The sequence below is a fragment of the Amycolatopsis sp. NPDC003865 genome, from assembly GCF_053605345.1.
This window is the reverse complement of the sequence record NZ_JBSGJA010000024.1, coordinates 105,324-129,508: the sequence shown is the minus strand read 5'-3', so window position 1 is coordinate 129,508 and position 24,185 is coordinate 105,324. Positions and strand designations below refer to the sequence as shown.

The 24,185-nt window shown below is 72.0% G+C and carries 25 protein-coding genes; 18 read left to right on the top strand and 7 right to left on the bottom strand.

The annotated features are described in order from the left end of the window. Nucleotides 1-18 precede the first annotated feature (18 nt). On the bottom strand, nt 19-801 hold the full coding sequence (locus ACWEVP_RS40805) for an alpha/beta fold hydrolase (protein WP_452067940.1): 783 nt from the start codon (nt 799-801) through the stop codon (nt 19-21). 99 nt (nt 802-900) lie between these two features. Between ACWEVP_RS40805 and ACWEVP_RS40800 the strand changes: the two genes are divergently transcribed. Then, entirely contained in the window at nt 901-1,314 is a 414-nt protein-coding gene (locus ACWEVP_RS40800; RefSeq protein ID WP_452067939.1) for a MarR family winged helix-turn-helix transcriptional regulator, read from the top strand. Between the two features lie 38 nt (nt 1,315-1,352). On the opposite strand, the gene trpA is transcribed toward ACWEVP_RS40800, so the two are convergent. The 4 genes from trpA to ACWEVP_RS40780 all read right to left on the bottom strand — a co-directional run bounded on the left by trpA (nt 1,353) and on the right by ACWEVP_RS40780 (nt 3,837). Further along, nucleotides 1,353-2,159: a tryptophan synthase subunit alpha gene (gene trpA / locus ACWEVP_RS40795; protein WP_452067967.1), complete on the bottom strand. Its 807-nt coding sequence runs from the start codon at nt 2,157-2,159 to the stop codon at nt 1,353-1,355. Between the two features lie 2 nt (nt 2,160-2,161). Next, nucleotides 2,162-3,385, bottom strand: a complete 1,224-nt coding sequence (trpB, locus tag ACWEVP_RS40790; RefSeq protein ID WP_452067938.1) for a tryptophan synthase subunit beta — start codon at nt 3,383-3,385, stop codon at nt 2,162-2,164. A 92-nt stretch (nt 3,386-3,477) separates the two neighbouring features. Further along, nucleotides 3,478-3,642, bottom strand: coding sequence for a tryptophan biosynthesis modulator TrpM (gene trpM, locus ACWEVP_RS40785; RefSeq protein WP_452067937.1), 165 nt, complete (start codon nt 3,640-3,642; stop codon nt 3,478-3,480). 57 nt (nt 3,643-3,699) lie between these two features. Then, a complete protein-coding gene (locus tag ACWEVP_RS40780; RefSeq protein ID WP_452067936.1) occupies nt 3,700-3,837 on the bottom strand; it encodes a hypothetical protein in 138 nt (45 codons plus the stop codon). A gap of 231 nt (nt 3,838-4,068) precedes the next feature. Between ACWEVP_RS40780 and ACWEVP_RS40775 the strand changes: the two genes are divergently transcribed. From ACWEVP_RS40775 to ACWEVP_RS40760, 4 genes are all read left to right on the top strand, one after another. Then, the gene (locus tag ACWEVP_RS40775; protein ID WP_452067935.1) at nt 4,069-4,497 is read left to right on the top strand and encodes an organic hydroperoxide resistance protein; all 429 of its coding nucleotides are present in this window, start codon (nt 4,069-4,071) and stop codon (nt 4,495-4,497) included. An 83-nt stretch (nt 4,498-4,580) separates the two neighbouring features. After that, complete coding sequence (locus tag ACWEVP_RS40770) at nt 4,581-5,219, top strand: TetR/AcrR family transcriptional regulator (protein ID WP_452067934.1); 639 nt, start codon at nt 4,581-4,583, stop codon at nt 5,217-5,219. An 86-nt stretch (nt 5,220-5,305) separates the two neighbouring features. Beyond that, entirely contained in the window at nt 5,306-6,121 is an 816-nt protein-coding gene (locus tag ACWEVP_RS40765; protein WP_452067933.1) for an alpha/beta fold hydrolase, read from the top strand. 4 nt (nt 6,122-6,125) lie between these two features. Continuing rightward, nucleotides 6,126-6,998, top strand: coding sequence for a VOC family protein (locus ACWEVP_RS40760; protein ID WP_452067932.1), 873 nt, complete (start codon nt 6,126-6,128; stop codon nt 6,996-6,998). 21 nt (nt 6,999-7,019) lie between these two features. Here the strand turns inward: ACWEVP_RS40760 and ACWEVP_RS40755 are convergent, their stop codons facing one another. After that, nucleotides 7,020-8,399, bottom strand: coding sequence for an FAD-binding oxidoreductase (locus ACWEVP_RS40755; RefSeq protein ID WP_452067931.1), 1,380 nt, complete (start codon nt 8,397-8,399; stop codon nt 7,020-7,022). Between the two features lie 135 nt (nt 8,400-8,534). Between ACWEVP_RS40755 and ACWEVP_RS40750 the strand changes: the two genes are divergently transcribed. From ACWEVP_RS40750 to ACWEVP_RS40710, 9 genes are all read left to right on the top strand, one after another. Then, complete coding sequence (locus ACWEVP_RS40750; protein ID WP_452067930.1) at nt 8,535-9,128, top strand: TetR/AcrR family transcriptional regulator; 594 nt, start codon at nt 8,535-8,537, stop codon at nt 9,126-9,128. 190 nt (nt 9,129-9,318) lie between these two features. Continuing rightward, on the top strand, nt 9,319-9,927 hold the full coding sequence (locus ACWEVP_RS40745) for an SDR family NAD(P)-dependent oxidoreductase (protein ID WP_452067929.1): 609 nt from the start codon (nt 9,319-9,321) through the stop codon (nt 9,925-9,927). A gap of 146 nt (nt 9,928-10,073) precedes the next feature. Beyond that, the gene (locus ACWEVP_RS40740) at nt 10,074-11,378 is read left to right on the top strand and encodes an MFS transporter (protein WP_452067928.1); all 1,305 of its coding nucleotides are present in this window, start codon (nt 10,074-10,076) and stop codon (nt 11,376-11,378) included. A gap of 38 nt (nt 11,379-11,416) precedes the next feature. Continuing rightward, nucleotides 11,417-12,160 (top strand): alpha/beta fold hydrolase, encoded by a 744-nt coding sequence (locus ACWEVP_RS40735; protein ID WP_452067927.1) that lies wholly within the window; start codon nt 11,417-11,419, stop codon nt 12,158-12,160. Then, the gene (locus ACWEVP_RS40730; RefSeq protein ID WP_452067926.1) at nt 12,157-13,734 is read left to right on the top strand and encodes an FAD-dependent monooxygenase; all 1,578 of its coding nucleotides are present in this window, start codon (nt 12,157-12,159) and stop codon (nt 13,732-13,734) included. Before ACWEVP_RS40735 ends, ACWEVP_RS40730 begins: the two co-directional genes overlap by 4 nt. 17 nt (nt 13,735-13,751) lie before the next feature. Further along, complete coding sequence (locus ACWEVP_RS40725; protein ID WP_452067925.1) at nt 13,752-15,854, top strand: hydantoinase/oxoprolinase family protein; 2,103 nt, start codon at nt 13,752-13,754, stop codon at nt 15,852-15,854. Nucleotides 15,855-15,861: 7 nt separating this feature from the next. After that, a complete protein-coding gene (locus ACWEVP_RS40720; protein WP_452067924.1) occupies nt 15,862-18,165 on the top strand; it encodes a hydantoinase B/oxoprolinase family protein in 2,304 nt (767 codons plus the stop codon). Between the two features lie 89 nt (nt 18,166-18,254). Beyond that, nucleotides 18,255-18,818: a hypothetical protein gene (locus ACWEVP_RS40715; protein WP_452067923.1), complete on the top strand. Its 564-nt coding sequence runs from the start codon at nt 18,255-18,257 to the stop codon at nt 18,816-18,818. 1 nt (nt 18,819) lies between these two features. Further along, nucleotides 18,820-20,226: a dihydrolipoyl dehydrogenase family protein gene (locus ACWEVP_RS40710; RefSeq protein ID WP_452067922.1), complete on the top strand. Its 1,407-nt coding sequence runs from the start codon at nt 18,820-18,822 to the stop codon at nt 20,224-20,226. A gap of 105 nt (nt 20,227-20,331) precedes the next feature. Here ACWEVP_RS40710 and ACWEVP_RS40705 read toward each other — a convergent pair whose 3' ends face one another. Further along, nucleotides 20,332-20,910: a TetR/AcrR family transcriptional regulator gene (locus ACWEVP_RS40705; RefSeq protein ID WP_452067921.1), complete on the bottom strand. Its 579-nt coding sequence runs from the start codon at nt 20,908-20,910 to the stop codon at nt 20,332-20,334. 66 nt (nt 20,911-20,976) lie between these two features. Between ACWEVP_RS40705 and ACWEVP_RS40700 the strand changes: the two genes are divergently transcribed. The 4 genes from ACWEVP_RS40700 to ACWEVP_RS40685 all read left to right on the top strand — a co-directional run bounded on the left by ACWEVP_RS40700 (nt 20,977) and on the right by ACWEVP_RS40685 (nt 24,185). Continuing rightward, complete coding sequence (locus tag ACWEVP_RS40700; RefSeq protein WP_452067920.1) at nt 20,977-21,996, top strand: zinc-dependent alcohol dehydrogenase; 1,020 nt, start codon at nt 20,977-20,979, stop codon at nt 21,994-21,996. Between the two features lie 51 nt (nt 21,997-22,047). Beyond that, a complete protein-coding gene (locus tag ACWEVP_RS40695; RefSeq protein WP_452067919.1) occupies nt 22,048-22,992 on the top strand; it encodes a GlxA family transcriptional regulator in 945 nt (314 codons plus the stop codon). A 71-nt stretch (nt 22,993-23,063) separates the two neighbouring features. Then, nucleotides 23,064-23,618 carry a carbonic anhydrase gene (locus ACWEVP_RS40690; protein WP_452067918.1) on the top strand — a complete coding sequence of 185 codons (555 nt, stop codon included), beginning with the start codon at nt 23,064-23,066 and terminating at the stop codon, nt 23,616-23,618. 24 nt (nt 23,619-23,642) lie between these two features. Beyond that, nucleotides 23,643-24,185 carry a carboxylesterase family protein gene (locus ACWEVP_RS40685; protein WP_452067917.1) on the top strand — a complete coding sequence of 181 codons (543 nt, stop codon included), beginning with the start codon at nt 23,643-23,645 and terminating at the stop codon, nt 24,183-24,185.

The window sequence follows — 24,185 nt, the reverse complement described above, 5'->3', positions numbered from 1 at the left end:
GTTCCTTTCCGGGAATGATCAGAGGTCGGTGATGGCGCCGAGGAGTTCTTCGGGCGTCTCGACCTGCGGCAGGTGGCCGGACCGGGGCAGCACGGTGAACTTCGCCATCGGGATGGCCGCGGCGTAGGCCTTGCCGTATTCGGTGCCGACGATCCCGTCGCTCTCGCCCCAGATGACGTGGACGGGCAGCTCGAGCGCGCGGAGCCGGTCCAGCAGGGTCGGGTCGGACATGGCCGGCCCCGTGTACGAGATCAGCGCCTGGATGTCCGGGCTCGGCCCGGTGCCGCCCGCCGCGGGCGGTGCCGGTGCCTTGCTCGGGTCGTGGAAGGACAGTTTGCCCAGGTCGGCGGGGGTGAGGCCGGCGACGCTGGTCACCGGGTGCCCCTCGACCTCGATCCCGATGCCGTCGACGATCACCGCGCCGCTGACCCGGGGGCTGCCCAGGAGCGCGATCTCGGCGGCCAGCCAGCCGCCGAACGAATTGCCGATCACCGTGACGTCGTCGAGGCCGAGCTCGTCGAGCAGACCGACGTAGGCCGCCGCGAGCGCGCGGGTCGAGTCCAGGCCCGGCACTCGCGGGGTACCCGCGAAACCGGGGTGGGTCGGAGTCAGCACGCGGGCGTGCGTGCGCTGGGCGAGCAGGTCGGCGAAGCCGGCCACCGTCGCCGGGCCACCTCCGCCGTGCAGGAGGAGGAAGGGCCGGGTGTGGTCGCGGTCTTCGACGGTGATCACACCGCCGGCGGACGGCGCGCCGAGGGTGCGGGTGGGCCGGAGGCTCCCGGCGGGGACGGAGTTGCTCATGCGATCTCTCCTTCTGGGCTAAGCTATATAAGCAACCTTATATAAATATGCTTAGTTTGACAAGTGGGAGGGTCCCTGGTGGTGGGTTACGCTGCGTCGGTGTCGCCGTCGCTTCAGGAAATCGGGCTCGCTGTGAAGCGGCTGCAGTGGAGTCACCACCGCGGAGCCAACCGCAGGCTGGCCGAACACGGGCTTTCCCTGGTGCAGTGGGACGTGCTCCGGCACCTGCACCAGCAGCCGGACGCCACGCTGCACACCCTGGCGGAGCTGACCTTCCAGACCGACCAGTCGATGGGCGCCCTCGCCAAGCGCATGATCGAGCGGGGCTTGCTGAAGCGGGTGGACGGGCCCGGCCGGGCCACCCGCCACCACCTGACCGGCGACGGCGAGCGCGCCTTCGAGGCCGGATCCTCCGTCGTGGACTCCGTCATGGCCGAGACCCTCGGCACACTGACCGAGGCCGAGCGAGCCGTCCTGTACGAACTGCTGATCAAGGCCGCCAAGCCGCGGTGAGGCGTGCCGGGCCCGCGTCGCCGCGGGCCCGGCACGCCTCACGTGGTGCGGGCGCGCACCCCGGCCGCGAGCCGGGCGGTGAGCCGTTCGAGCCCGGCCCGGCCGGTGGCCTCGTCGTTCGCGCCGAGGAGCGTTCCGACCAGGGCCGACCCGACGATCACCCCGTCGGCGAACCCGGCGACCTCGGCGGCCTGGCCCGCGTCCGAGATCCCCATCCCGACGCACACCGGCAGCTCCGTGACCGCGCGGAGCCGGCCGGCCACCACCGCCGCTCCCGCGTCCACAGAGGACCGTGGGCCGGTGACGCCCATCAGGGCGGACGCGTAGACGAACCCCGTCCCGGCCGCGGCGGTCTCGGCCAGCTGCTCGTCCGTGCTGCTCGGCGCGACCACGAAAACGGTGGCCAGGTCGTGCGCCGCGGCGTGCCGGCGCCACTGCGCGGACTCGGCCACCGGCAGGTCCGGCAGTACGCAGCCCGCGCCGCCCGCCGCGGCCAGCTCGCGCGCGAACCGCTCGACGCCGTAGCGGGACACCGGGTTCCAGTAGGACATCACCAGCACCGGCTTGCCCGTGGCCCCGTGGACTTCGCGGACCGTACGCAGGACGTCGGCGATCCGGACCCCGCCGCGCAGCGCGAGGTCGTCCGCCGTCTGGATGACCGGGCCGTCCAGCACCGGGTCGCTGTGCGGCAGGCCGACCTCGACGATGTCCGCGCCGGCGTCGAGGGTGGCCCGCAGCGCGGCGATCCCGCCGTCGACCGTGGGGAACCCGGCGGGCAGGTAGGTGATGAGCGCGGCCCGGCCGGCCGCCTTCGTCCCGGCGAGGGTCTCGGTGAGCAGCCGCAGGCTCATCGCGCGCCCTCCAGTCCGAAGTGGACGGCGGCGGTGTCCATGTCCTTGTCGCCGCGCCCGGACAGGTTCACCAGCAGGAGGGCGTCCGGCCCGAGTTCGGTGCCGACCCGCAGTGCCCCGGCCAGTGCGTGCGCGCTTTCGATCGCGGGGACGATCCCCTCGGTCGTGGCGAGCAGGCGGAACGCGGCCATGGCTTCGTCGTCGCCGACCGGGCGGTAGGCGGCGCGGCCGGAGTCGTGCAGGTGCGCGTGTTCCGGGCCGACGCCGGGGTAGTCGAGCCCGGCCGAGATCGACCAGGCTTCGCGGATCTGCCCCTCGTCGTCCTGCAGGACGTACGAGCGGGAGCCGTGCAGGACGCCCGGTTCGCCCGCCGACAGCGACGCCGCGTGCTCTCCGCTGTCCACCCCGCGTCCGGCGGCTTCGCAGCCGATCAGGCGCACGCCGGGGTCGTCCAGGAACGCGTGGAACAGGCCGATCGCGTTGGATCCGCCGCCGACACAAGCGATTGCGGCGTCGGGAAGGCGCCCGGTCCGCTCGAGGAGCTGGCGGCGGGCTTCGACGCCGATGACGCGCTGGAAGTCGCGGATCATGGCGGGGAACGGGTGCGGCCCGGCGACCGTGCCGAACAGGTAATGCGTGTCCTCGACGTGGGCCACCCAGTCGCGGAACGTCTCGTTGATGGCGTCCTTGAGGGTGCGCGACCCCGACGTCACCGGCACGACCCGGGCGCCGAGCAGTTCCATCCGCGTCACGTTGACCCCCTGGCGGCGCATGTCCGTCTCTCCCATGTAGACGGTGCAGGCGAGGCCGGTCAGCGCGCACGCGGTGGCGGTCGCGACGCCGTGCGAGCCCGCGCCGGTCTCGGCGATGACGCGGGTCTTGCCCATCCGCTCGGCGAGCAGCGCCTGGCCGAGCGCGTTGTTCACCTTGTGCGAGCCGGTGTGGTTGAGGTCTTCGCGTTTGAGGAAGACCCGCGCGCCCCCGGCGTGCGTGGCGAAGCGCGGCACCTCGGTGAGGGCGCTCGGGCGCCCGACGTAGTGGGCGAGCAGGTCCTCGAACCGGGCGGCGAAGGCGGGATCCGCCTTCGCCCGTTCGTATTCGGCCGCGACCTGGTCGACGGCGGAGACGAGCGCCTGCGGGACGAACTGGCCGCCGAAGGCGCCGAAATAGCCCTTGGCGTCGGGAAAGTGCCCCGGCGCGGCCGGGAAGAAGAAAGCCATGGTGGATGTGCTCCTGACCCGGGACGTCCCGGGTGGGTTCGTGGCTGGTCGGGGATCACCGGAGCGCACGAACGCGCGGGATCACGAAGTCCTCAGCGATCCCTCGCGACGCGCGGCACGCGGAGCCATCGCATCCCGTCGACCTGGCCCGCCTCGGAGCCGATCGCGTACCGCACCCGGCGTCCGCGCACGCGCCGCGCGGGCGCCTGGCAGCCACGAGGCCGGCGGCCACGGGCGAAACGGACGGTGAGGGGCACGAGCGCAGCTTAGCCCGCCGAAGCCCGCTTCCGGCAAGCACTTTCGCGTGGGCCCGGTCACGACTCGATGATCGCCACCGGTGCCGCCGTGACCGGAGCCGGGTCGACGTCACCGCGGACGGCGAGCTGCTGGGTGTAGCCGTGGCACAGGGCCACGAACGCTTCGGCGCCTCTCCCCTCGCCGAGCTCGTGCACCGGCAGCTCGACGACCTGCGCGCCGAGGTCGCCGCGCTCCTGCCCGACCGCGAGCGGTCAACGCGCCCAGCTTCCCGATGCCGCGGGCCACCGCGCTGTAGGGAGCAATCGCCACAACACGATAGAGATAGAACGTTCGGTATTGACGGGGCGCGACCAGAGGCTCATAGTGGAACGCGATAGAACGTTCGGTATCGCGGGAGTGCTCGCGATCGAGAAAGGACCCCCGGCATGACCAAGCCTCTGTACCTCGGCATCGCCACCTCGACCGGCGACGGCCGTGCGGGCGGGCAGGCGCGGACCGACGACGGCCTGCTCGACATCTCCCTGGCGATCCCGAAGGAGATGGGCGGCCCCGGCGGTGCGACCAACCCGGAGCAGCTGTTCGCGGCGGGCTGGGCCTCGTGCTTCCACTCGGCGCTGAAGGCCGTCGCGGCGCAGCGGAAAGTCGAGATCACCGACTCCGCCGTCGTCGCGGAGGTGCAGGTGCACTCGACGGACGAGGGCGGCTTCACCCTCAGCGCGGCGCTGCACGCCGAACTGTCCGGTGTGGACCAGACGACGGCCGACCGGCTCGTCGAAGGCGCCCACGCGATCTGCCCGTACTCCAATGCGACGCGGGGCAACATCCCCGTGACCGTCGACGCGACCGTCGCCTGAGCCGGGTGGCCGGGCCGGCCGGAGACCGCCGGCCCGGCGCTCCCGGTGGGGGAGCGGGGCCGCCGCGGACCTATCATGGCCGCATGGCGAGGGATTCCAGGTCCGCATCGACGGCCGCCGGGTTGAGCAGCCGAGAGGTCATCCTCAACGCGGCTCGCGCCCTCGTCGGGGAAAAGGGCTACGACGGCATGGCCATTTCGGACTTGAGCGCACAGTCCGGACTGCCGCCCAGCTCGATCTACTACCACTTCGGCAACAAGCTCGGCGTCCTGGCGGCGCTGCTGGAGCGGACTTTCGACGAGCTGCACGCGTTGTTCCCGAACCCGTCGTCGTTCGACGAACTGGCGCCGCTCGACCGCCTCGAGGCCTGGTTCTCCGCGGCCTGCGATTCCCTCGACCGCCGCCCGGACTACCTGCAGCTGCTGGTCGCCATCAGTGTCGGCCCGCAGAAGGACGCCGAGGCGGTGCAGGCGACCGTGCGCCGCATCCGCGACTACGCCCACGCTTCCTGGGTCGCCGCGCTCACCCCGATCTTCGCCCCCAACGGCGGCAAGAACAACGAAGCACTCGTTCAGCAGCTGGCCGTCCTCGGACGTGCCGTGACGGACGGGCTTTCCGTGACCAACAGCTTCGACGGCATGAGCTACCGCTCGCAGGTCGCACCCTTCGTCGCCCTGATCCGCGGCCTGGCGGACCAGCGCGCGGCGAAGCGCAAGCGCTGACCGCGGGGGTACTCGTCACCTGATCGACCTTGATAACGCCGCCGCCCGTTGTATAGTGAGCGCTACATACAACGAAGGGTGGCACGGTGACGAGCACTCTGGACGTCGGTGACGCGCGGCTGGTCTACACCGAGGCCGGTTCGGGCACCCCGGTCGTGTGGCTGCACGGCTCGGGTCCCGGTGCCACCGGGATGAGCAACTTCGGCGGCAACCTGGCCGCCTTCGCCGACCACCGCAACATCGTGGTCGACCTGCCGGGCTGGGGCGAGTCCCCGCGGCCCGAGACGGACGAGCCGCTGATCTTCCACGCCGCCGATCGCGTGTGCCGGGCGATGGCGGCGCTCGGGATCGAGCGGGCCCACCTGGTCGGCAACTCCTACGGCGGCGCCGTGGCCATGCGGATCGCGATGCGCCACCCCGACCGCGTGGACCGGCTGGTGCTCATGGCGCCGGGCGGGGTCCTGCCGACGGACGCGCCGCCCTGGCCCGTCGGCCTCGAACGCCTCTTCGGTTACATGGCAGCGGAAAAGCCGTCGCGCGAGGCCATGGCCGAGTTCGTGCGCCTGATGGTGTACGACGAGTCGCTGGCGACCGAGGCGCTCATCGACGAGCGCTACGAATCGAGCCTGCGCGCACACCCCGAGCTGCCGATTCCCCCGAACTTCGGCGACCTGACGCCCGACCTGGGCCGCATCGCCGCCCCGACGCTGCTCGTGTGGGGCCGGGAGGACCAGACCGTGCCCCTGACCTGGGCGCCCAGGATCCTCGACGGGATCCCGAACGCGGAGCTGCGGGTGCTGCCGCACTGCCGGCACTGGGTCCAGTACGAGCGCGCGCCCGAGTTCAACCACATCGTCCGCGAGTTCCTGCAGGGTGGCGCGGCCGCCGCGGCGGAGGGGTGACACCGTGGGAATCAGGAAGCTGGGCTACGTCGGTCTCGACGTCACCGATGCCGACGCGTGGACCGACCTGCTCGGGCGCACGCTGGGCGTCGGGGTCACCCACGCCAAGTCCGGCACGGACGAGATCGTCCTCGCCGAGCTCGACGAGTTCAAGTACCGCCTGGCGCTGCGTCCGTCCACTGAGGACCGTCCGCGCGAGCTGGGCTGGATCGTCGACTCGCCCGGCGAGCTCGATCGGCTGAGTGAAAAGTTGGCCCACGCCGGGTTCACCGTCGCGGACGGCTCCGGCGAAGAGAAGGACTTGCGCGGCGCCACGCACCTGCGCTGGTTCACCGACCCGGTCGGTTACCGCGTGGAACTCGCGGTCGGGGAAGCGAAAGTGCGTCGGGGCGTCGAGCGTCCGGCCGGCGGGCCCGGGATCACGGGTCTGGGTCACTTCGTGCTCGCCAGCCCCAACCTCGTCGAACTGCGTGAGCTGTACGAGTCGGTGCTCGAGTTCAAGCTGACGGACTACCGCGCTCCGGGGCTGTTCTTCTTCCGCTGCAACCGGACGCACCACAGCATCGCGCTCGCCACCGCGGAAACCGCGTCGATCCACCACCTCGAGCTGGAACACGGCTCGATCGACGACGTCGGGCGCGCCTACGACCGGGCCAAAGCCCACGCCGTGCCGATCTCGATCAGCCTCGGCCGGCACATGAACGACAAGGCGATCTCCTTCTACGTGCGCAATCCCAGCGGGTTCCACCTGGAGATCGGCTGCGGCGGCATCGAAGTGGGCGACGACTGGGTCCCGCACGACTTCGGGCGCTCGGACGAGTGGGGACACCACCACGCGGACGCCAACCCGTTCGCCGCGCCGAAGCCGCTGCCGTGACCGGGACCCGGCCCGGTGGGGTCAGGTCATCGGCAACGGCGTCGCGGCGAAGACGCCGCCGGGGTCGACGGCGGCCTTGATGCGCCGCAGACGCCGCAGGTTGCCTTCGTGGACGTGGGGGATCTGGTCGGTCGCGTCCGGGCCGAGCAGGGTGGCGTACCCGCCGGGGAAAGCGTGTTCGGCCAGCGCCACGGAGGCCGCGTCGGCCCAGCCGCCGACGTGCTCGCCGGTGTCCTGAGCCGGTCCGATGCCGAGGATCTCGGCCATGAGGTGCGGCCGGCGGAGACCGAACGCGGTGTCGGCGGCGCCGACCCTCGCCGCGGCGCCGTGGAAGTGGTGCAGGCTGATCCCGGACAGCGGAGTCGGCAGCCGGCCGCCGAACCGCTCGACGACGTCGATGACGTCCTCGTCGAGCCCGGGCACCGAACGGGTCCGGACGGTGACGTGCCTGCCGTCGGGGAACATCGCGTCCCGCCCGGCGATCGCGGTCGCGTGGGGCACGGTGTCCAGCTGGGCGAGCAGCGGGTCGCCGAGGCGGGTCAGCGCCGTCACCGGCCCCGACGGGTCCTCGCCGGTGGCGACGGCACCGGACCAGGTCGGCAGCACCAGCAACGCGGGCGAACCATCGGGTGCGGCGATCGCGCCGGTCTGGATCGTCAGGTCGTCGGGCGCCTCGTGCTGCGCCTCGCGGACCCGCTCGAGCACCTGCCCGGCCTGGTGCCACGGGTAGAGCACCAGGCCGGTCACCACCGCCGGGACGGCGTGCAGCCGCACGGTCATCGACGTGACGGCCCCGAAGTTGCCGCCGCCGCCGCGCAGCGCCCACAGCAGGTCGGGGTCGTGGCGGTCGTCGGTGGTCACCACCGTTCCCTCGGCCGTGACCACTTCGGCGGCCAGCAGGTTGTCCGCGGCGAGGCCGATCCGCCCGGCCAGCGGCCCGTAGCCGCCGCCCAGGGTGAGTCCGGCGACGCCGACCGTGCCGATGGTGCCGGTCGCGGCGACCAGACCGTGCTCGCCCGCCGCGGCCAGCAGGTGGTTCGCGGACGCGCCGCCCCCGACCTCGGCGGTCCCGGCCACGGGGTCGACCCGGACCTCGCTCAGCGGCCGCAGGTCCAGGGTCAACCCTCCGTCGGCCAGCGCGCGGCCCGCCCAGTCGTGCCCCCGCGAGCGGACCGACAGCGACAGGCCGAACTCGCGCGCGGTGCGCACACCGAGCACCACGTCGGCGGTGGTGGCGCAGGTCAGCACCATGGCGGGGCGGTGCTTCACGGCTCCGTTCCACAGCGCGATGCCGTGGGCGTAGCCGGGGCCGGCCAGGTGCACCTGCCGGGCGGGCACGGAAGTGCGCAGAGCGCGGTGGGCGTCGGCGAGGGACCGGGCGTCGCCGGGCGTGTGGGGCATGGGTCTCCTTCGGTGAGACAGGGAGTACCGAACGTTCTCCTCTCTGAATGTAGCGTTCACTCCAGAGTGGTGCCACACCGCGGTGATGTGACTTGGCGTAGTGATACCGACCGTTCTATCTGCTACACTTCCGAGATGGTGCGCAACGCTCGAGGTCAGGTCTCCGAGGCGCGGTCGAGGCTGCTCGCGACGGCCACGCGGATCTTCTACGCCGAGGGTCTGCACTCCGTGGGGATCGACCGGATCGTCGCGGAGGCGAAGGTCACCCGCGCCACGCTGTACCGGCACTTCCCCAGCAAGGACGACCTCGTCGTCGCGTACCTCCAGGGCGTCCACGAGATGGAGCGCGAAGGGATCGAGAAGGTCGTCGCGAGTGACTTGCCGGCGGCCGACGGGGTGCGGGCGATCGCCGGGTCGATCGCCGACGGCATCGGGTCGGCCCACTTCCGGGGCTGCGCTTTCCTCAACGCGGTGGCGGAATACCCGGATCCCGCGCATCCGGTGCACCAGGCCGTGCTCGCTCATCGCGAGTGGTTCCGCCGTACGGTCACGGACCTGCTCGCGCAGGTGGGCGCGACCCCGCCCGAGCCTGCGGGGCGGCACTTCGTGATGTTGCGCGACGGCGCGATGGCGGCGGGCTGCCTGGCGGATCCCGCCGAGGTCGGCGACACGTTCCTCCAGGGTGTCGACGGGATCCTGCGGCACCGCATCGACTCCGCGGGGAAGTGACCCCGCTGCCGGGGTAGAACGTTCGGTCTTGACGACGGTGAGACTGCTCGCTACGGTGGGTTGTGTACTGATCGCTCCATACAACGAGTGACCGCGGGTGCCGCGCCGGCGATGGGCCGGTTGGCGACCTCGTACTCGTGTGGCGCCTCCCGGCCGAGACCGAATCAGGAGTTCGACAGTGACATTTCTGGTGACCGGGACGTCCAGCGGGATCGGGCGGGCGACCGCCGTGCGGCTCGCGGAGCGCGGACACGACGTCGTGGCCGGGGTGCGGAAGATCGCCGACGCGCCGAAGCATCCCCGCATCCGGGCCGCGGTGCTCGACGTGACCGATGCGGCCCGGCTTTCCGCGGTGGCGAAGGACATCGGCCCGTTGCGCGGACTGGTCAACAACGCCGGAGTCACGTTCGCCGCTCCGGTGGAGCACATCCCCCTCGATCGCCTGCGCGCGCAGCTCGAAGTCAACGTCGTGGGGGTCGTGGCCGTGTGCCAGGCTTTTCTGCCGGCGGTCCGCGTGGGGCGAGGGCGTGTCGTGATGATCAGCTCTTCCAGTGGCCGTGTTGCGACGGGAATTGCGGCCGTGGAACGTGCCCGTGGTGGTCGTCGAGCCCGGCAGCTTCCAGTCGCGGAACCGGGCGAGCACCGCGATCGCGCACTCACCGCGAAACGACCGCGGCCGCGCTACCAGGTCGGTGCCGACGCGCATCTGCTGGTGGCGCTGAGCCGGGTGCTGCCGGCGCGGGCCATGGACACCTTGCTCGCCAGGAGCCTCGACCTGCCGCGCCGCCCCGCGAACTGATCTCGTCCGGTCCTCGCCGGTAGCCAACGGGTCATCCGAGTTGTAGAGTGAGCGCTACATACAGAGCTTCCCGGGGGGACGTAACCGGCCGCCGCAACGAAGCGAGGTTTCCCTTGAACGTCCTTGAACAGGTGAAGAACTCACCGATGAGCCGGGCCCAGGTGAGAGCGGTCGCGCTGTGTTTGGTCATCAACCTGATCGACGGCTTCGACCTGCTGGTCACGTCGTTCGCCGGCCCGGCGATCACCCGGCAGTGGGGCCTGTCCCCGTCGGCGGTGGGCGTGCTGCTGAGCGGGGGGCTCGCCGGCATGGCCGTCGGCGGGCTCTTCCTCGCCCCGCTGGCCGACCGCGTCGGCCGCCGCCGGCTCACGCTCGGCTGTCTCGCCCTGGCGTCGCTGGGTATGCTCGCCGCCGCCGCGGCGCAGGACTTCGGCCAGCTGCTCGCGTGCCGGGTGGTGACGGGGGCGGCCGTGGGCGCGATGGCGGCCAGCTTGCCGGTGCTCACCTCCGAGTACGCCAACCACCGGCGCCGGGGACTGGTGGTCGCGCTGATCACGACCGGCTACGGCCTGGGTTCCGTGATCGCCGGAATCGCGTCAAGCGTGCTGCTGGGCTCGTTCGGCTGGCGCTCGGTCTTCGTGTTCGGTGCCGTCGTCACGGCGCTTCTCTTCGCGGTGGCGCTGCGGTTCCTGCCGGAGTCGATGGACTTCCTCGTCGCCCGCCGTCCCCGCCAGGCACTGGACAAGCTCAACCGGATCCTGGTCTCGATGGGCCGCACGCCGGTCGAGGAGCTGCCCGCGGCGCCGTCGGCGGCGACGCGCCAGGTGGTCCTCGACTCGTTGTTCCGCGGGAGCAACGCGCTGCGGACGGTGCTGGTCTGGGTGGCTTTCGTTTCGGCGCAGCTGATGTTCTACTTCGCCAGTTCGTGGACGCCCAGCCTGCTACTGAAGGCCGGCATGTCCACCCGGCAGGGCATCAGTGGCGGTGTGCTCCTCAGCCTCGGCGGTGTGACGGGCGCAGTCCTGCTGGGACTGCTGGTGGCCAAGTTCGGCCCGCGGCGGCTGACGGCGGCCTACTTCGGCATCGGCGCCCTCGCGCTCATCCTGTTCTCGTTCTCGCTCGGCACGCTGGGGATCGCCCTGGTCGTGGCGGTGCTGGTCGGGTTGTTCCTCAACGGGACGGTCACCGGGATCAACGTCATCGTGCCGACTCTGTACCCGGCCGAAGCCCGCGCGACCGCCCTCGGCATGGCCGTCGCGGTGAGCAGGCTCGGTGCCGTCCTGGCGCCGCTGCTCGCCGGCTTCCTGCTGCAGGCGGGCTGGGCGCCGGCCTCGATGTTCCGCTTCTTCGCGATCCCCGGCGTCATCGGTGCCGTCGCGACGCTCCTGCTCGCCCGGTTCGGCCGGGTGCGCGAGAACGAAGCCACCCGAGTCGTCGCGCGGCTGCCGTGACCGGCGAGCCGACGTACGATCCACAACGGAGGTCGGACGTGCCTGCCCTGGTGTTGCTGCACGGCGGCGGCCCCGGAGTCGACGCCGCGAGCAACTGGGCGAGCGTGCGGGCCGGGTTCGACGGCGAGTTCCGCTGCCTGGCCCCCGACCTGCTCGGGTTCGGCACGCAGATCGCCGGGACGGGCGGGCTGAAGGGACCGCGGGCGTGGGCACTCGCCCGCGCCCGGCAGGTCCTCGATCTCCTCGACCGGCACGGCCTGGACCGCGTGCACCTGATCGGCAACTCCGCCGCCGGCGGCGCCGCGGCGCTGGCCCTGCTGTCCGTGGCGCCGGATCGGGTCGGCCGCGCGGTCGTCATGGGCGGCGCGGGCACGGGGCCGCTCCCGGCGACGGTTCCCTTCTACGACAACCCGACCGAGAGGTCCATGCGGGCCACCCTCGGCCGGCTGGTCGCCGACGAGAGTGTCCACGAAGGACTCCTGGACGAACTGGCCGAGCTTCGGCTGAAGCAGGCACTCCGCCCCGGCGCCGAGGCGGCGTTCCGGTCGATGTTCGCCGACGTCGTGGGCGGCCCGCCGCCGGTCGACCTCACCAGGATCACCACGCCGGTGCTCGCGCTGCACGGCGAGCGCGACCGGGTCCAGCCGGTCGCGGTCTCCGAGCGCTTGGCCGACGCGGTTCCCGGCGCGCGCCTGCACGTCGTGGCCGGCGCCGGGCACTGGATCCACGTCGACCGGCCGGACGAGTTCACCAAGCTGGCAGGGGAGTTCCTGAGCGCATGACCGAAATCCTGATCGTCGGCGCCGGCCCGGCCGGCCTGACCCTCGCCATCGACCTGGCCCAGCGCGGCGTCGCCTGCCGTGTCGTCGAGGCGACCGACGAGCGGCCGGTCAACCCGCGGTGCAACACGACGTCCGCGCGGTCGATGGAGATCTTCCGGCGGCTCGGGCTGGCCGACGAGATCCGCCGCGCCGGGCTGCCCGGGGACTACCCGACGTCGATCCAGTACCGCACGACGCTGACCGGCGAGGAAATCTTCCGGATCGACCTGCCGTCCGCGGACGCCGTCCTGGCGGGCGAAGGCCGGGACGACTGGCCCACTCCGGAGCCGCAGCACCGGATCTCGCAGCTGTACCTCGAACCCATCCTGGAGCGGCACGCGCGCAAGCTGCCCGGGCTGACCTTCGACCGCGGTACCCGGCTGGTCGGGCTGCGGCAGCACGACGACCACGTCGAGGCCGTCGTCGAGACCGCGGGGGAGCAGCGGACCCTGCGGTGCGCGTACGTGGTCGGCTGCGACGGCGCCCACAGCACCGTCCGGCGGCAGCTGGGCATCCGCTACGAGGGCGTCGACGCGATCCAGCGGTTCGTCTCCACCTTCGTCCGCTCGCCCGAGCTGGGCCGGCTGGCCGCGAAAGACCGCGCCTGGACCTACTGGACGTACGGCCGCCGGATCGCGTCACTGATCGCCATCGACGGCGAGGAGCTGTGGCTCAACCACGTCGCCTTCGCGCCGAACCACGACACCGAGGGCGAGGACCCGGAACAGCTGCTGCGGGAGTCGGTGGGCCGGCGGGTCGAACACGAGGTGCTCGGCGTGGTGCGCTGGACCGGACGGCGGCTGGTCGCCCAGCACTACCGCGCGGGCCGGGTGTTCCTGGCCGGCGACGCCGCCCACATCTGGATCCCGGTCGGCGGGTTCGGCATGAACGCCGGCATCCAGGACGCGGCGACGCTGGCGTGGATGCTCGCGGCGGTCCACCACGGCTGGGCGCCCCCGGAGCTGCTCGACGCCTACGAACTCGAGCGCAAGCCGGTCGGTGAGCAGTTCGCGACCGCGGTCGGCGCCCAGGCCCGCACGTCGTTCGCCGACGTCTCGCCCGGCATCCACCTGGACGGCCCCGAAGGCAAGCAGGCCCGCGCCGAGTTCGCGAAGCGGCTCGCGGTCACCGAGCCACGCCGCTACTCACCCGACGGGTTCAGCTTCGGTTACCACTACGCCGGTTCACCGCTGGTGGTCGGCGGTGAAGACCAGGCCGGGATCACGATGGGGGACTACCGGGGGCGGGCGCAGCCGGGCTTCCGGCTGCCGCACGTCTGGCTCGACGACGGCCGGTCGGCGCTCGACGTCCTCGGCCCCGGCTTCACCCTGGTGCGGACGGACCCGGGTGTCGCCGTGACGCCCTGGACCCTCTCCGCTCGTGACCTCGGGATCCCGCTCACCGTCGTCGACCTGCCCGGCCGGTACCCGGCCGCGCTGGTGCTCGTGCGACCGGACCAGCACGTCGCCTGGATGGGCGGCGCCGACGCCCGTCCGGCCGACCTGCTCACCACAGTGACCGCCCGCCGGCGCTGAGAACCAGGAGAACCGCAATGCCCTACGCACTCGGCATCGACGTCGGTGGCACGTTCACCGACGCGGTCGCCTCCGACGGCGCCGGCCGGATCGTGTCGGCCAAGACGCCGACGACCCCGCCGAACCGCGAGGTCGGGGTCATGCGCGCGATCGAAGACCTCGCCGGAGAGCTCGGCATCGGCGTCGGCGAGCTGCTCTCGCGGACCGACTACATCGCCCACGGCACGACCGCGTCGATCAACGCCCTCGTGCAGGGCCAGGTCGCCGACGTCGGGCTGATCGCCACGAAGGGCCACCGGGACGCGATCTACATCATGAACGCCGAAGGCCGCACCCTCGGCCGCTCGGCGCACGAAATCCAGGACACGTTGCGGCAGCGCAAGCCCGCGCCGCTGATCCCGAAGTACCGGGCCCTGGAAGTCACCGAGCGGATCGACCACGCCGGGAAGGTCCTGGTACCCCTGGACGAAGCAGAGGTGCGCCGCGTCGCACAGTCCCTTGTGGACCAAGGGGTCGAGGCGATCGCCGTCTGCCTGCTGTGGTCGTTCAAGAACGGCGTCCACGAGCAGCGCGTCCGAGAGCTGATCCACGAGATCGCGCCGGACATGTACGTCACGCTTTCCTCGGAGGTCAGTCCCCGCATCCGCGAGTTCGCCCGGACCTCGACGACGATCATGAACGCCCAGGTCGGCCCGCGGCTGCGCACCTACCTGCTGCCGCTGCAGAAGCAGCTCGAGGAGGGCGGGCTCAAGGGACCACTGCTGGTCATGCAGAGCGAAGGCGGCACGATCACCGCCGACCGCGCCCCCGAGCACGCGATCACCACGGTCGGCTCGGTGCTGTCCGGCGGGGTGATCGGCGGGATGCGCCTGGCCGGGCAGCTGGGCCACCGCAACGTCATCACCACCGACGTCGGCGGCACGACGTTCCTCGCGGGGTTGATCGTCGACGGCGAGCCGGTGATGGCCCCGGGCTCCATCGTCAACCAGTTCCCGATCAACGCGGCGACGATCCGCGTGCACACCATCGGGTCCGGCGGCGGCGCGCTCGCCTCCGTGGACGAGGGCGGCAACCTGCGGCTCGGCCCGCAGAGTGCCGAAGCCGTCCCCGGCCCGGCCTGCTACGGGAACGGCGGCACGCGGCCCACGAACACCGACGCCAACCTGGTGCTCGGCATCCTGAGCGAGCGCGGGCTGCTCGGCGGCCGCAAGCCGTTGCGGCTGGATCTGGCGCGGGAAGCGATCCGCGTCCACGTGGCCGAGCCGCTGGGGCTGACGGTCGAGGAGGCCGCCATCGCGATCCACGAGGTGCAGAACGCGCAGGCGGGCGACCTCCTGCGCCGGGCCGTCGTGCAGGCCGGTTACGACCCGCGTGACTTCGTCGCCTACGCCTTCGGGGGAGCGGGACCCGCGCACTGCGCCGGGTACTGCCAGGACCTCGGGGTGAGCGAGGTCGTCGTGCCGCTCGGGCCGGTGGCGTCCGCTTTCTCGGCCTACGGGCTCGCGGCCTCGGACGTCGCGCTGAGCGCGGAACTGTCCGATCCGTCGTCGTTCCCGGTCGACCACAGCGTCCTCGAGTCCCACTTCGCGCGGCTGGAAGCCGATCTGCAGCGTGCGCTGGACCGGCAGAAGGTGAAGTTCCACGACGTCTCGCTGCACCGCGAGATCGACCTGCGGTACTCGATGCAGGTCACCGAACTCGCCACGGCCGTCCCGGACGCGAAGTTCACCGAACGCACCGGAGACGAGATCCTCGAACGCTTCGAGCAGCAGTACGAGCGCATCAACGGCAGCGGTGCCGGCTACCGCGAAGCCGGCGTGCAGGCGATCACCTACCGCATGCGCGCCAAGGCCGGTCTCGGCTTCCCGATCGCGCTGCCCGCTATCCCCGGGGCCGACGGGCCGGACCCGCGGGAGGCCCTGCTCGGCGAACGGTCGGTCTGCCTCGACTCGCAGACCGGTTACGTGCTGACTCCCGTTTACGACTACGCCCGGCTGCGAGCGGGCCACGAACTCGTCGGCCCGGCGATCGTGGACGTCCCGACCACGGTGGTCGTGGTCCCCGCCGGGGTCACCGGCCGCGTCGACCACCTCGGCAACCTCGTGCTGCGCTACCAGTGAGGAACTCATGACTTCTCGAATCCCCGGTGCGGACGAGTTCACCAGCCGCCCGATGCCGCGCGAAGAACTGCTGCGGCAGATCTCGCCTTCGTTGCCCCTGCACCAGGTCGGCGACATCGAGGTCGACGCCCTGACCTACGAGGTCGTCCGGCACCGGCTGTGGGCGATCACCCAGGAGATGGGGGAGACGCTGCGGCGGATGTCGGGCTCGCACGTCGTCACCGAGTCCAACGACTTCAACTTCTCCATCTGCGACGAGCTCGGCGAGCAGGTCCAGGTCGGCACCTACAACATCGGCCTGATCGGCTCGATGGACCTGGCCATCACCTGGACGTTGCGCCACCGCGGCGACAACCCCGGCATCGCCGAGGGCGACATGTTCCTGTGCAACGACCCGTGGATCGGCGGCGGGCTGCACCAGAACGACGCCGCGGTCCTCGCGCCGATCTTCCACGACGGCAAGCTGTTCGGCTGGACGACGGCGATCGCCCACCAGGTCGACCTCGGCGGCCCGCGGCCGGGCTCGTTCAGCCCGTCCGCGCAGGACGTCTTCGGCGAGGCCGTCCCGACGCCGCCGATGAAGGTCGTCCGCGGTGGCGTCCTGCAGCGCGACGTCGCCGACGCCTGGGTCCGCCGCTCGCGGCTCCCGCACCTGGTCGGCCTCGACCTGCGCGCGAAGATCGCCGCCAACAAGAACGCCGCCGAACAGATCCTGCGGCTCATCACCAAGTACGGCGCGGACACGGTCAAGTCCGTGATGCGCCGGATGATGGACGACGCCGAACGCCGGCTGCGCGCCAAGCTCGAAACGCTGCCCGACGGGACGTGGAGCGCGGTCGGCTACCAGGAGCAGTCGCGGACCGGCGACCGCGGCCTGCACGCGATCAAGGTCGCGATGACCAAGCAGGCCGACAAGCTCGTCTTCGACTTCCGCGGCACCGCCGGGCAGACCGGCATCATCAACTGCCCCTACCCCGGGCTGCGCGCGGGCATCGTGTTCACGATGCTTCCCCTGCTGGCCGGGGACATCCCGTGGGCCGCGGGCGGACTGATGCGCTGCTTCGAGATCATCACCGACGAGGACACCATCACCAACGCGTCCTTCCCGGCCGCCGTGGGCAAGGGACCGTTCGGCCCGGCCTGGGGTTCGGGCAACCTGGTCGCCGAGGTGCTGGCCAAGATGCTGGACGCCGAACCGGACCACCGCGCCGATGTGCAGTCGATCTGCAACGGCACCACGGACCTCTGCGTGGTGTCCGGTGTGGACACTCGCGGTGGGGGCAGTAAGGGCTTCGTGTCGCCGGTCTTCGACGTCATGGCGGGCGGCTACGGCGCCCAGGTGCACCACGACGGCGTCGACACCGGCGGCCGGTTGATCATCCCGTCCGCCCGGGCACCGGACGTCGAAATGACCGAGTACCTCTACCCGCTCGTCGCGCTGTGGCGCCGGGAACAGACCGACTCCGGCGGCCCGGGCCGGCAGCGGGGCGGGATGAGCGGCTCGGTCTGCTACGTGCAGCACCCGGACCAGAACGGGACGATGTCGCTGGTCGTGTCCGGTACCGGCAAGGTGGCCAACCAGAACGTCGGCCTGGCCGGCGGCTACCCCGGCAACTCCCAGCTCGACCTGGTCGTGCGCGGAGTCCACGAACCCCAGCTCGCCCAGGCGGTCACCATCCCCGGCCACCTGGGCGAGCTGGGCGGGGAGATCGAGGTGCTGCCCTGCGAAGGCGAGTCGCAGCTGGGCCCACGTGACGCGCTCTACCTGCACTGGCAGGCCGGCGGCGGGTACGGCGACCCGCTGTTGCGCGCACCCGGAAGCGTGCGCGAGGACGTGCAGCAGGTCCGGGTGACGGCGGACGCGGCCGAGGACGTCTACGGAGTCGTGCTCCGCGGGGGCGAAGTGGACGTGACCGCGACCGAAGAGCGGCGCGCGAAGCTGCGGCGCCGCCGGGCGTCCGGCGCCGGCATCGCCGGGCTCACGCCCATCGGCACGCCGGATCTGAACGCGGTGCGCCGGCTCGACGACAACCTCGCCGTCCTCGCCGACGGGGTGGTCGCGTGTGTCCACTGTGGAACCGGCATCGGGCCGCTCGAAGGGGGCGCGTTCGTCGCCGGGCTCGCCCGCTGGGACGCGCCGCCGACCGAAGCGGGCCCGCACATCTGGCACGACCCCGTGGAGTACGTCGACGCGGAGATCGTCTTCCGTCAGTTGTTGTGCCCGGGGTGCCTGACCGCGGTCCACTCCCGCGTGGTGCCCGTTGATCACCCGCTGCCCGTCGACGAATACCGGGGCTGGGCCTCGACGTAAGACTTCGGATAGAACGTTCGGTCTTGACATTGCGCGGGGCGGCGGTCATGCTGGGATGAGATAGAACGTTCGGTCTTGTGAAAGGGATCATGGTGACTACTGTCGACTCGCCCGCCGTAGGTGGGTTCGCTCCGGCGCTGCGCCGGTTGTACTTGGTGCGGTTCGCGTTCGCCATCGTGTGGGCGGTCCTGGTCTTCCTGACGACGAAGTCGGGACTGGGGGCGGCCGGCATCGCGTTGGTCGTCGTGTACCCGCTGTTCGACGTGGGCGCGGCCATTGTGGACGCTCGGTCGGCGAAGGGCGCCGGCTCGGTCACCGGGTTGTACGTGAACATGGCGATCAGCCTGCTCGCCACCATCGGCATCGGGGTCGCCGCCGCTTCGGGCATCCCGGCGGTGCTGCGGGTGTGGGGCGCCTGGGCGATCGTGGCCGGGCTGGTCCAGCTGGTCGTCGGCATTTCCCGCCGCAAGATGGGCGGCCAGTGGTCGATGATGCTCAGCGGCGGCATCTCCGTGCTGGCCGGCGCCAACTTCGTCATCGGCGCCTCCGCGGCGAACCCGGCGCTGTCCGGCGTGGCCGGTTACGCCGTTCTCGGCGGCATCTTCTTCCTCGTCTCGGCGATCCGCCTCGGCCGCGCCGCGAAAGGCAACTGACGTGAGCGACTACGACGTCATCGTCATCGGGGCCGGCCCGGTCGGGGAGAACGTGGCCGACCGGGTGGTGCAGGGCGGCCTGACCGCCGCGATCGTCGAGCGGGAACTGGTCGGCGGCGAGTGCTCCTACTGGGCCTGCATGCCGACCAAGGCGCTGCTGCGCAGCGGCGCGGCGCTTCGTGCGGCCCGGCAGGTGCCCGGCGCCCGGGAAGCGGTGACCGGCGAGCTGGACGTGGCCGCCGTCCTCCGCCGTCGCGACGCCTTCGCCTCGCACTGGAACGACGAGGGCCAGGTGTCCTGGCTCGACTCGGCCGGTATCGCCTTGCACCGCGGGCACGGCCGGATCGCCGGCGACCGGGTCGTCGAGGTGACCGCCGCCGACGGCACCACCACCACGCTGACCGCGCGGCACGCGGTCGTCGTCGCCACCGGCAGCGGCGCGCTGGTCCCGGACATCGAGGGCCTGCGTGAGGCGAAGCCGTGGACGAGCCGCGAAACCGTGGCGGCGAAGGAGGTCCCGGCCCGGCTCGCCGTCATCGGCGGCGGCGTGGTGGCCTCGGAGATGGCGACCGCGTTCAGCCAGCTGGGGTCGTCGGTGACGATGCTGGCCCGCGACGGTGTCCTGCACATGCAAGAGCCGTTCGTCGGTGAGCAGGTGGCAGCCTCATTGCAGGACAAGGGAGTCTCGGTGCGCATCGGTGCCGAAGCCGGGTCCGTCAAGCGCAACGACGACGGCACGGTGTCGATCACGCTCACCGACGGCGAGCAGGTCGAAGCCGACGAGCTGCTCGTCGCGATCGGCCGGACGCCCAACACGCAGGATCTCGGGCTGGAGAACATCGGTCTGAAGCCGGGGTCCTGGCTGACCGTCGACGACACGATGCGGGTCAACGACTGGCTGTACGCGGCCGGTGATGTGAACCGCCGCGTGCTGCTCACGCACCAGGGCAAGTACCAGGCCCGCGCGGTCGGCGACGTCATCGTGGCCCGCGCCAAGGGCGAGCCGGTCGACGACGCGCCCTGGGGCCGCCACGCGGCGACCGCCGACGAGCGCGCGGTGCCCCAGGTGGTCTTCACCGACCCGGAGATCGCGTCGGTCGGCCTGACCGCGGCCAAGGCCGAGGCGGCCGGGCTGCGTACCCGCGTCGTCGACTACGACCTGGCCGCCACCGCGGGATCCGCCGTGCACGCCGAGGGCTACCGCGGGCACGCCCGGATGGTCGTCGACGAGGACCGCAAGGTGATCGTCGGCTTCACCCTCGTCGGCCCGGACGTCGCGGAGATGATCCACGCGGCGACCATCGCGGTCGCCGGCGAGGTGCCGATCGACCGGCTCTGGCACGCGGTTCCGGCGTTCCCGACCGTCAGCGAGGTGTGGCTGCGGCTGCTCGAAGCCTACGGCCGCTGATCCACCCGGTCGGTGCCCCGGCCCCGCCGCGATCCGGCGGGGCGGGGACGCCTTCTTTCCCGCAAGGGGTTTCGTCATCCACCGCGGCGGACGTACCCAGTGCGGCTAGTCCGCGGTGAGCGCCGCCCGGATGGCGCGCTCGACGATGTCCTCGAGGCTCGCCGGGATCGGTCGATCCGCGCCGAGGTACCGGCGTACGGCCGCGTAAGGCAAGTCGACGACGATCAGCAGGACCTCCGCCGTTCCGCGCCCGGTCGCCGCCTTGAGGTCGGTCACCAGGCGGCGGATGTGCTGGTCCCAGCGGGACTGGTCGGCCTCGCGCGCGTCCCGGCTCTCCGCGGGCCAGGCCGCGGGCTCGAAGGAGCCGAGGCCGGCCAGCAACACCCGGGCGTCGGCCGGGTTGGCGCGGCACCAGGACACGGTCCGGCGCCCGAGGGCGACCGCCGCGGCCACCGGTTCGCCGTCGAAGAGCGGGTACAGCTCGCCGTGGAAGCTCCGCACGGCCCGGTTCCAGACCGCGGCCAGCAGGGCCGCGCGATTGGGGAACCGGTGGTAGACGGAGCCGCTGGACACCGCGGCTTCCCTGATCACGCCGGCGATGGTGATCGCGTCGGCGCTCCCCGCGGCCAGCAGCCGGGCCGCCGCATCGAGGATCGTCGACGTGTCGTGCACGAGGCGTGGCATGGGTTGACGATACCGAACACGGCTCTCTAGAGTCCTCTCTCTAGAGAGCCTCGTCCAAGGAGCGCCATGCAGAGCCTCGTCGTCACCGGTCCGCGCGCGCTGCAGTGGCAGGACCGCCCGGCGCCCGTCCTCTCCGCGCCCGGCGACGCGCTGGTGCGGCCGATCGCCTCCTCCGCCTGCGATCTCGACCGCCGGCTCGTGGTGTCGCCCGCGCCGTTCGAAACCCCGTTCGCGCTCGGTCACGAGGCCGTCGGCGAGATCGTCGACCTCGCCGGCGACGACTCCCCGCTGCGGGTCGGCCGGCGGGTGGTCATCCCGTGGCACATCAGCTGCGGCACGTGCGAGAACTGCCGGCGCGACCTGCCGGGTGCCTGCGTTTCGGTGCCGCGCCTGGCGTCCTACGGCACGAGCGCCGGCGGACTCTGGGGCGGGTTGTTCGACGAGCTGGTCCGGGTCCCGTGGGCCTCGTACAACCTCACTCCGCTTCCGCGGGGCGTCGATCCGGTCGTGGCCGCCCCGGCCTCCGACAACCTCACCGACGCCTTCCAGGCCGTCCGGCCGACCCTCGAGGCCCAGCCCGGCGCCGACGTGCTCGTGGTCGGCGGGACGGCCAGCCTCGGGCTGCTGATCGTCCTGAGCGCCGTCGCGCTGGGCGCGGGCAGCGTCACCTACCTCGACGTCGACGAAGCCCGGTGCGCCACGGCCGCCGCGGCGGGCGCGACCGTCACCGCGGTCGACGCCTATCCCGACCGCCTCGACGGCACCTTCGACCTCGTCGTGGATGCCTCGGCCGCGAGCGCCGGCTTCCGATGCGCTTTGCTGTCCACGCGCCCGGGCGGCACGTGCGTGATCCGGTCCGTCTACTTCGGAGAGCCGCGGCTGCCGTACTTCTCGTTGTACGGCACCGGGATCACCCTCGTCGTCGGGCCACCGCACGCGACTCCCCACGTGCCCGGCGTGCTCGAGCTCGTCGCGGGCGGAACTCTCGATCCGTCACCGGTCCTGGCCGGCCCGTTCGGTTACGAGGACGCGGTCGAGGTGCTGCTGGACCCGCCGCCGGGCAAGCCGGTCTTCGTCCGCCCGTGAGCATCGCTATCGCCGCTGTCCGACCGGGCCGGGAGTGGGATACTCGAACCCATGCGACCGCCAGAACCCGACCCGCACCGCGTCGTCGCGCTGGTGCTGCCCGGGGTGATCACCTTCGACCTCGCCATCGCCGCGCAGACCTTCGGGCACCAGGAGCAGTCGCACCTCTACCGCTTCGACGTCTGCACCCCGCACCCGGGACGCGTGGCGACCCAGTCGCCGTTCGCGATCGATGTCGCAAGTGGACTGGAGGCGCTGGAGCGGGCCGACACGATCGTCGTGCCGGGCTTCCGGCCGCTCGTCGACCCGCCGCGGGACGTGCTGGACGCGCTGCGGGCCGCCTACGCCCGCGGCGCCCGGATCGCCTCGGTGTGTATCGGGGCTTTCGCTTTGGCCGCAACAGGTTTGCTCGACGGCCACGTCGCGACGACGCACTGGCGGGAGGCGGCCGAGTTCCGGCGCCGGTTCCCCGCGGTCCGCCTCAACCCCGGCGTTCTCTACGTCGACAACGGCCGGGTGCTGACCAGCGCCGGCCTGTCCGCCGGGATCGACCTGTGCCTGCACATGATCCGGCAGGACCACGGCGCGGCGGCCGCCGCCCGGGTCGCCCGCTACCTGGTCGTCGCGGCGCACCGGCCCGGCGGGCAAGCGCAGTTCGCGAGCCAGGTCAGCGAAGACGACGGCCTGTCCGCGACGTTCGGGTGGATGGTCGGGGAGATGCACCGGCCGCTGACCGTCGCCCAGATGGCCCGGCACGCGGGGATGCCGGAACGCAGCTTCGCGCGCAAGTTCCGCGCCCGTACGGACATGACCCCGATGCGCTGGCTGGCAGTCCAGCGGTTGCTGGAAGCGCAGCGGCTGCTCGAGTCGACCCCGCTGCCGGTCGAGGACATCGCGCAGCGCACCGGGCTGGGCACCGCGGCCAACTTGCGCCTGCACATGGCCCGCCAGCTCGGGACGACGCCGACCGCCTACCGGAAGTCGCGCGCGTCGTAGTGGCCGAAGCCTTTCGCCAACTGGCTGTCCTGCCCCTGGCCGGAGCCCCGCCGCGCCAGCAGTCTTGAGGCATGAGCAACTTCGAGGAACTACTGGACAACAACGCCCGTTTCGCCGAAACCGACGCCAAGGACAAGGTTCCGGACATCCCGTTCATCCCGAACAAGCAGGTCTACGTCCTCACCTGCATCGACCCCCGGGTGGACCCGGCGGCCACGATGGGCCTCGAGCTGGGGGACGCGATCGTCGCCCGCACGGTCGGCGGCCGGGCGAACCAGTCCTTTCTGGACGACCTGGCGTGGATCAGCTACCTGCACGAGACCAAGACCCCGGACGCGGAGTGGTTCGAGATCGCGGTCGTCCACCACACGGACTGCGGTTCGGCGCTGATGGCCGACCCGGAGCTGCGCAAGGGGTTCGTCGAACTCGGCTTCGACGACGAAGAGCTCCGGCGGACCGCGGTAGTCGAGCCGGCGGACACGGTCCCGGTCGACGTGCGGGCGATCCTCGACGCGCCGGCCGTGTCGGGCCGCGTCAAGGTGTCCGGCTACCGCTACGACCTGAAGACCGGCCGCATCGAGCAGCTCGTCGCGCCGCGGTCCCGCGACGGCCGGCAGGCGCCATGACCGGCCACCGTCCACTGAGGATCGGTGCCCTGCGTAGACTGTCGGACTCGACGTTCACCACGTACGGCGGGGGCGGCCGGGGCCATCGCCGACACGAGCGGCCTGGCCCTGTGGGTCGAAGCGGCCGGCACCGATCTCGACGTCCGCGAAACCGCGGCGCTCTTCCACCGCGACCCCGGCGACGCCGTGCGCGACTATCGGAACCGGTACCCGCACGCGGGCGCGGCCGAGCTGCGCACCCGGGTGCTCGGTGACGGTCTCTTCCGCAGTGGCACGCACGCGCTGGCCGGCGCACACACCTCCGGCACGACCTACCGCTACGAGTTCGGCTGGCGGTCGAACGCGGTCGACGGGCAGCTGGGCGCCAGTCACGTGATGGAGCTGCCGTTCGTCTTCGACAACCTCACACTGCCCGCACTGCGCGGGCCGCGGAAGCTGCTCGGCACCGGTGAACCGCCCGCCGCGCTCGCCACCCGGATGCACCACTCGTGGGTCGCGTTCGCCGAGTCGGGCGATCCCGGCTGGGCGGCGTACTCGCCCGGCGGGCACGTCGAAGAGCTGGCGTAG

Coding starts and splice junctions, on each gene's coding strand:
- ACWEVP_RS40805 (WP_452067940.1), bottom strand. CDS start 801: ATGAGCAACTCCGTCCCCGCCGGGAGCCTCCGGCCCACCCGCACCCTC.
- trpB (WP_452067938.1), bottom strand. CDS start 3,385: ATGGCTTTCTTCTTCCCGGCCGCGCCGGGGCACTTTCCCGACGCCAAG.
- ACWEVP_RS40775 (WP_452067935.1), top strand. CDS start 4,069: ATGACCAAGCCTCTGTACCTCGGCATCGCCACCTCGACCGGCGACGGC.
- ACWEVP_RS40770 (WP_452067934.1), top strand. CDS start 4,581: ATGGCGAGGGATTCCAGGTCCGCATCGACGGCCGCCGGGTTGAGCAGC.
- ACWEVP_RS40755 (WP_452067931.1), bottom strand. CDS start 8,399: ATGCCCCACACGCCCGGCGACGCCCGGTCCCTCGCCGACGCCCACCGC.
- ACWEVP_RS40750 (WP_452067930.1), top strand. CDS start 8,535: ATGGTGCGCAACGCTCGAGGTCAGGTCTCCGAGGCGCGGTCGAGGCTG.
- ACWEVP_RS40740 (WP_452067928.1), top strand. CDS start 10,074: ATGAGCCGGGCCCAGGTGAGAGCGGTCGCGCTGTGTTTGGTCATCAAC.
- ACWEVP_RS40730 (WP_452067926.1), top strand. CDS start 12,157: ATGACCGAAATCCTGATCGTCGGCGCCGGCCCGGCCGGCCTGACCCTC.
- ACWEVP_RS40725 (WP_452067925.1), top strand. CDS start 13,752: ATGCCCTACGCACTCGGCATCGACGTCGGTGGCACGTTCACCGACGCG.
- ACWEVP_RS40720 (WP_452067924.1), top strand. CDS start 15,862: ATGACTTCTCGAATCCCCGGTGCGGACGAGTTCACCAGCCGCCCGATG.
- ACWEVP_RS40715 (WP_452067923.1), top strand. CDS start 18,255: ATGGTGACTACTGTCGACTCGCCCGCCGTAGGTGGGTTCGCTCCGGCG.
- ACWEVP_RS40705 (WP_452067921.1), bottom strand. CDS start 20,910: ATGCCACGCCTCGTGCACGACACGTCGACGATCCTCGATGCGGCGGCC.
- ACWEVP_RS40700 (WP_452067920.1), top strand. CDS start 20,977: ATGCAGAGCCTCGTCGTCACCGGTCCGCGCGCGCTGCAGTGGCAGGAC.
- ACWEVP_RS40695 (WP_452067919.1), top strand. CDS start 22,048: ATGCGACCGCCAGAACCCGACCCGCACCGCGTCGTCGCGCTGGTGCTG.
- ACWEVP_RS40690 (WP_452067918.1), top strand. CDS start 23,064: ATGAGCAACTTCGAGGAACTACTGGACAACAACGCCCGTTTCGCCGAA.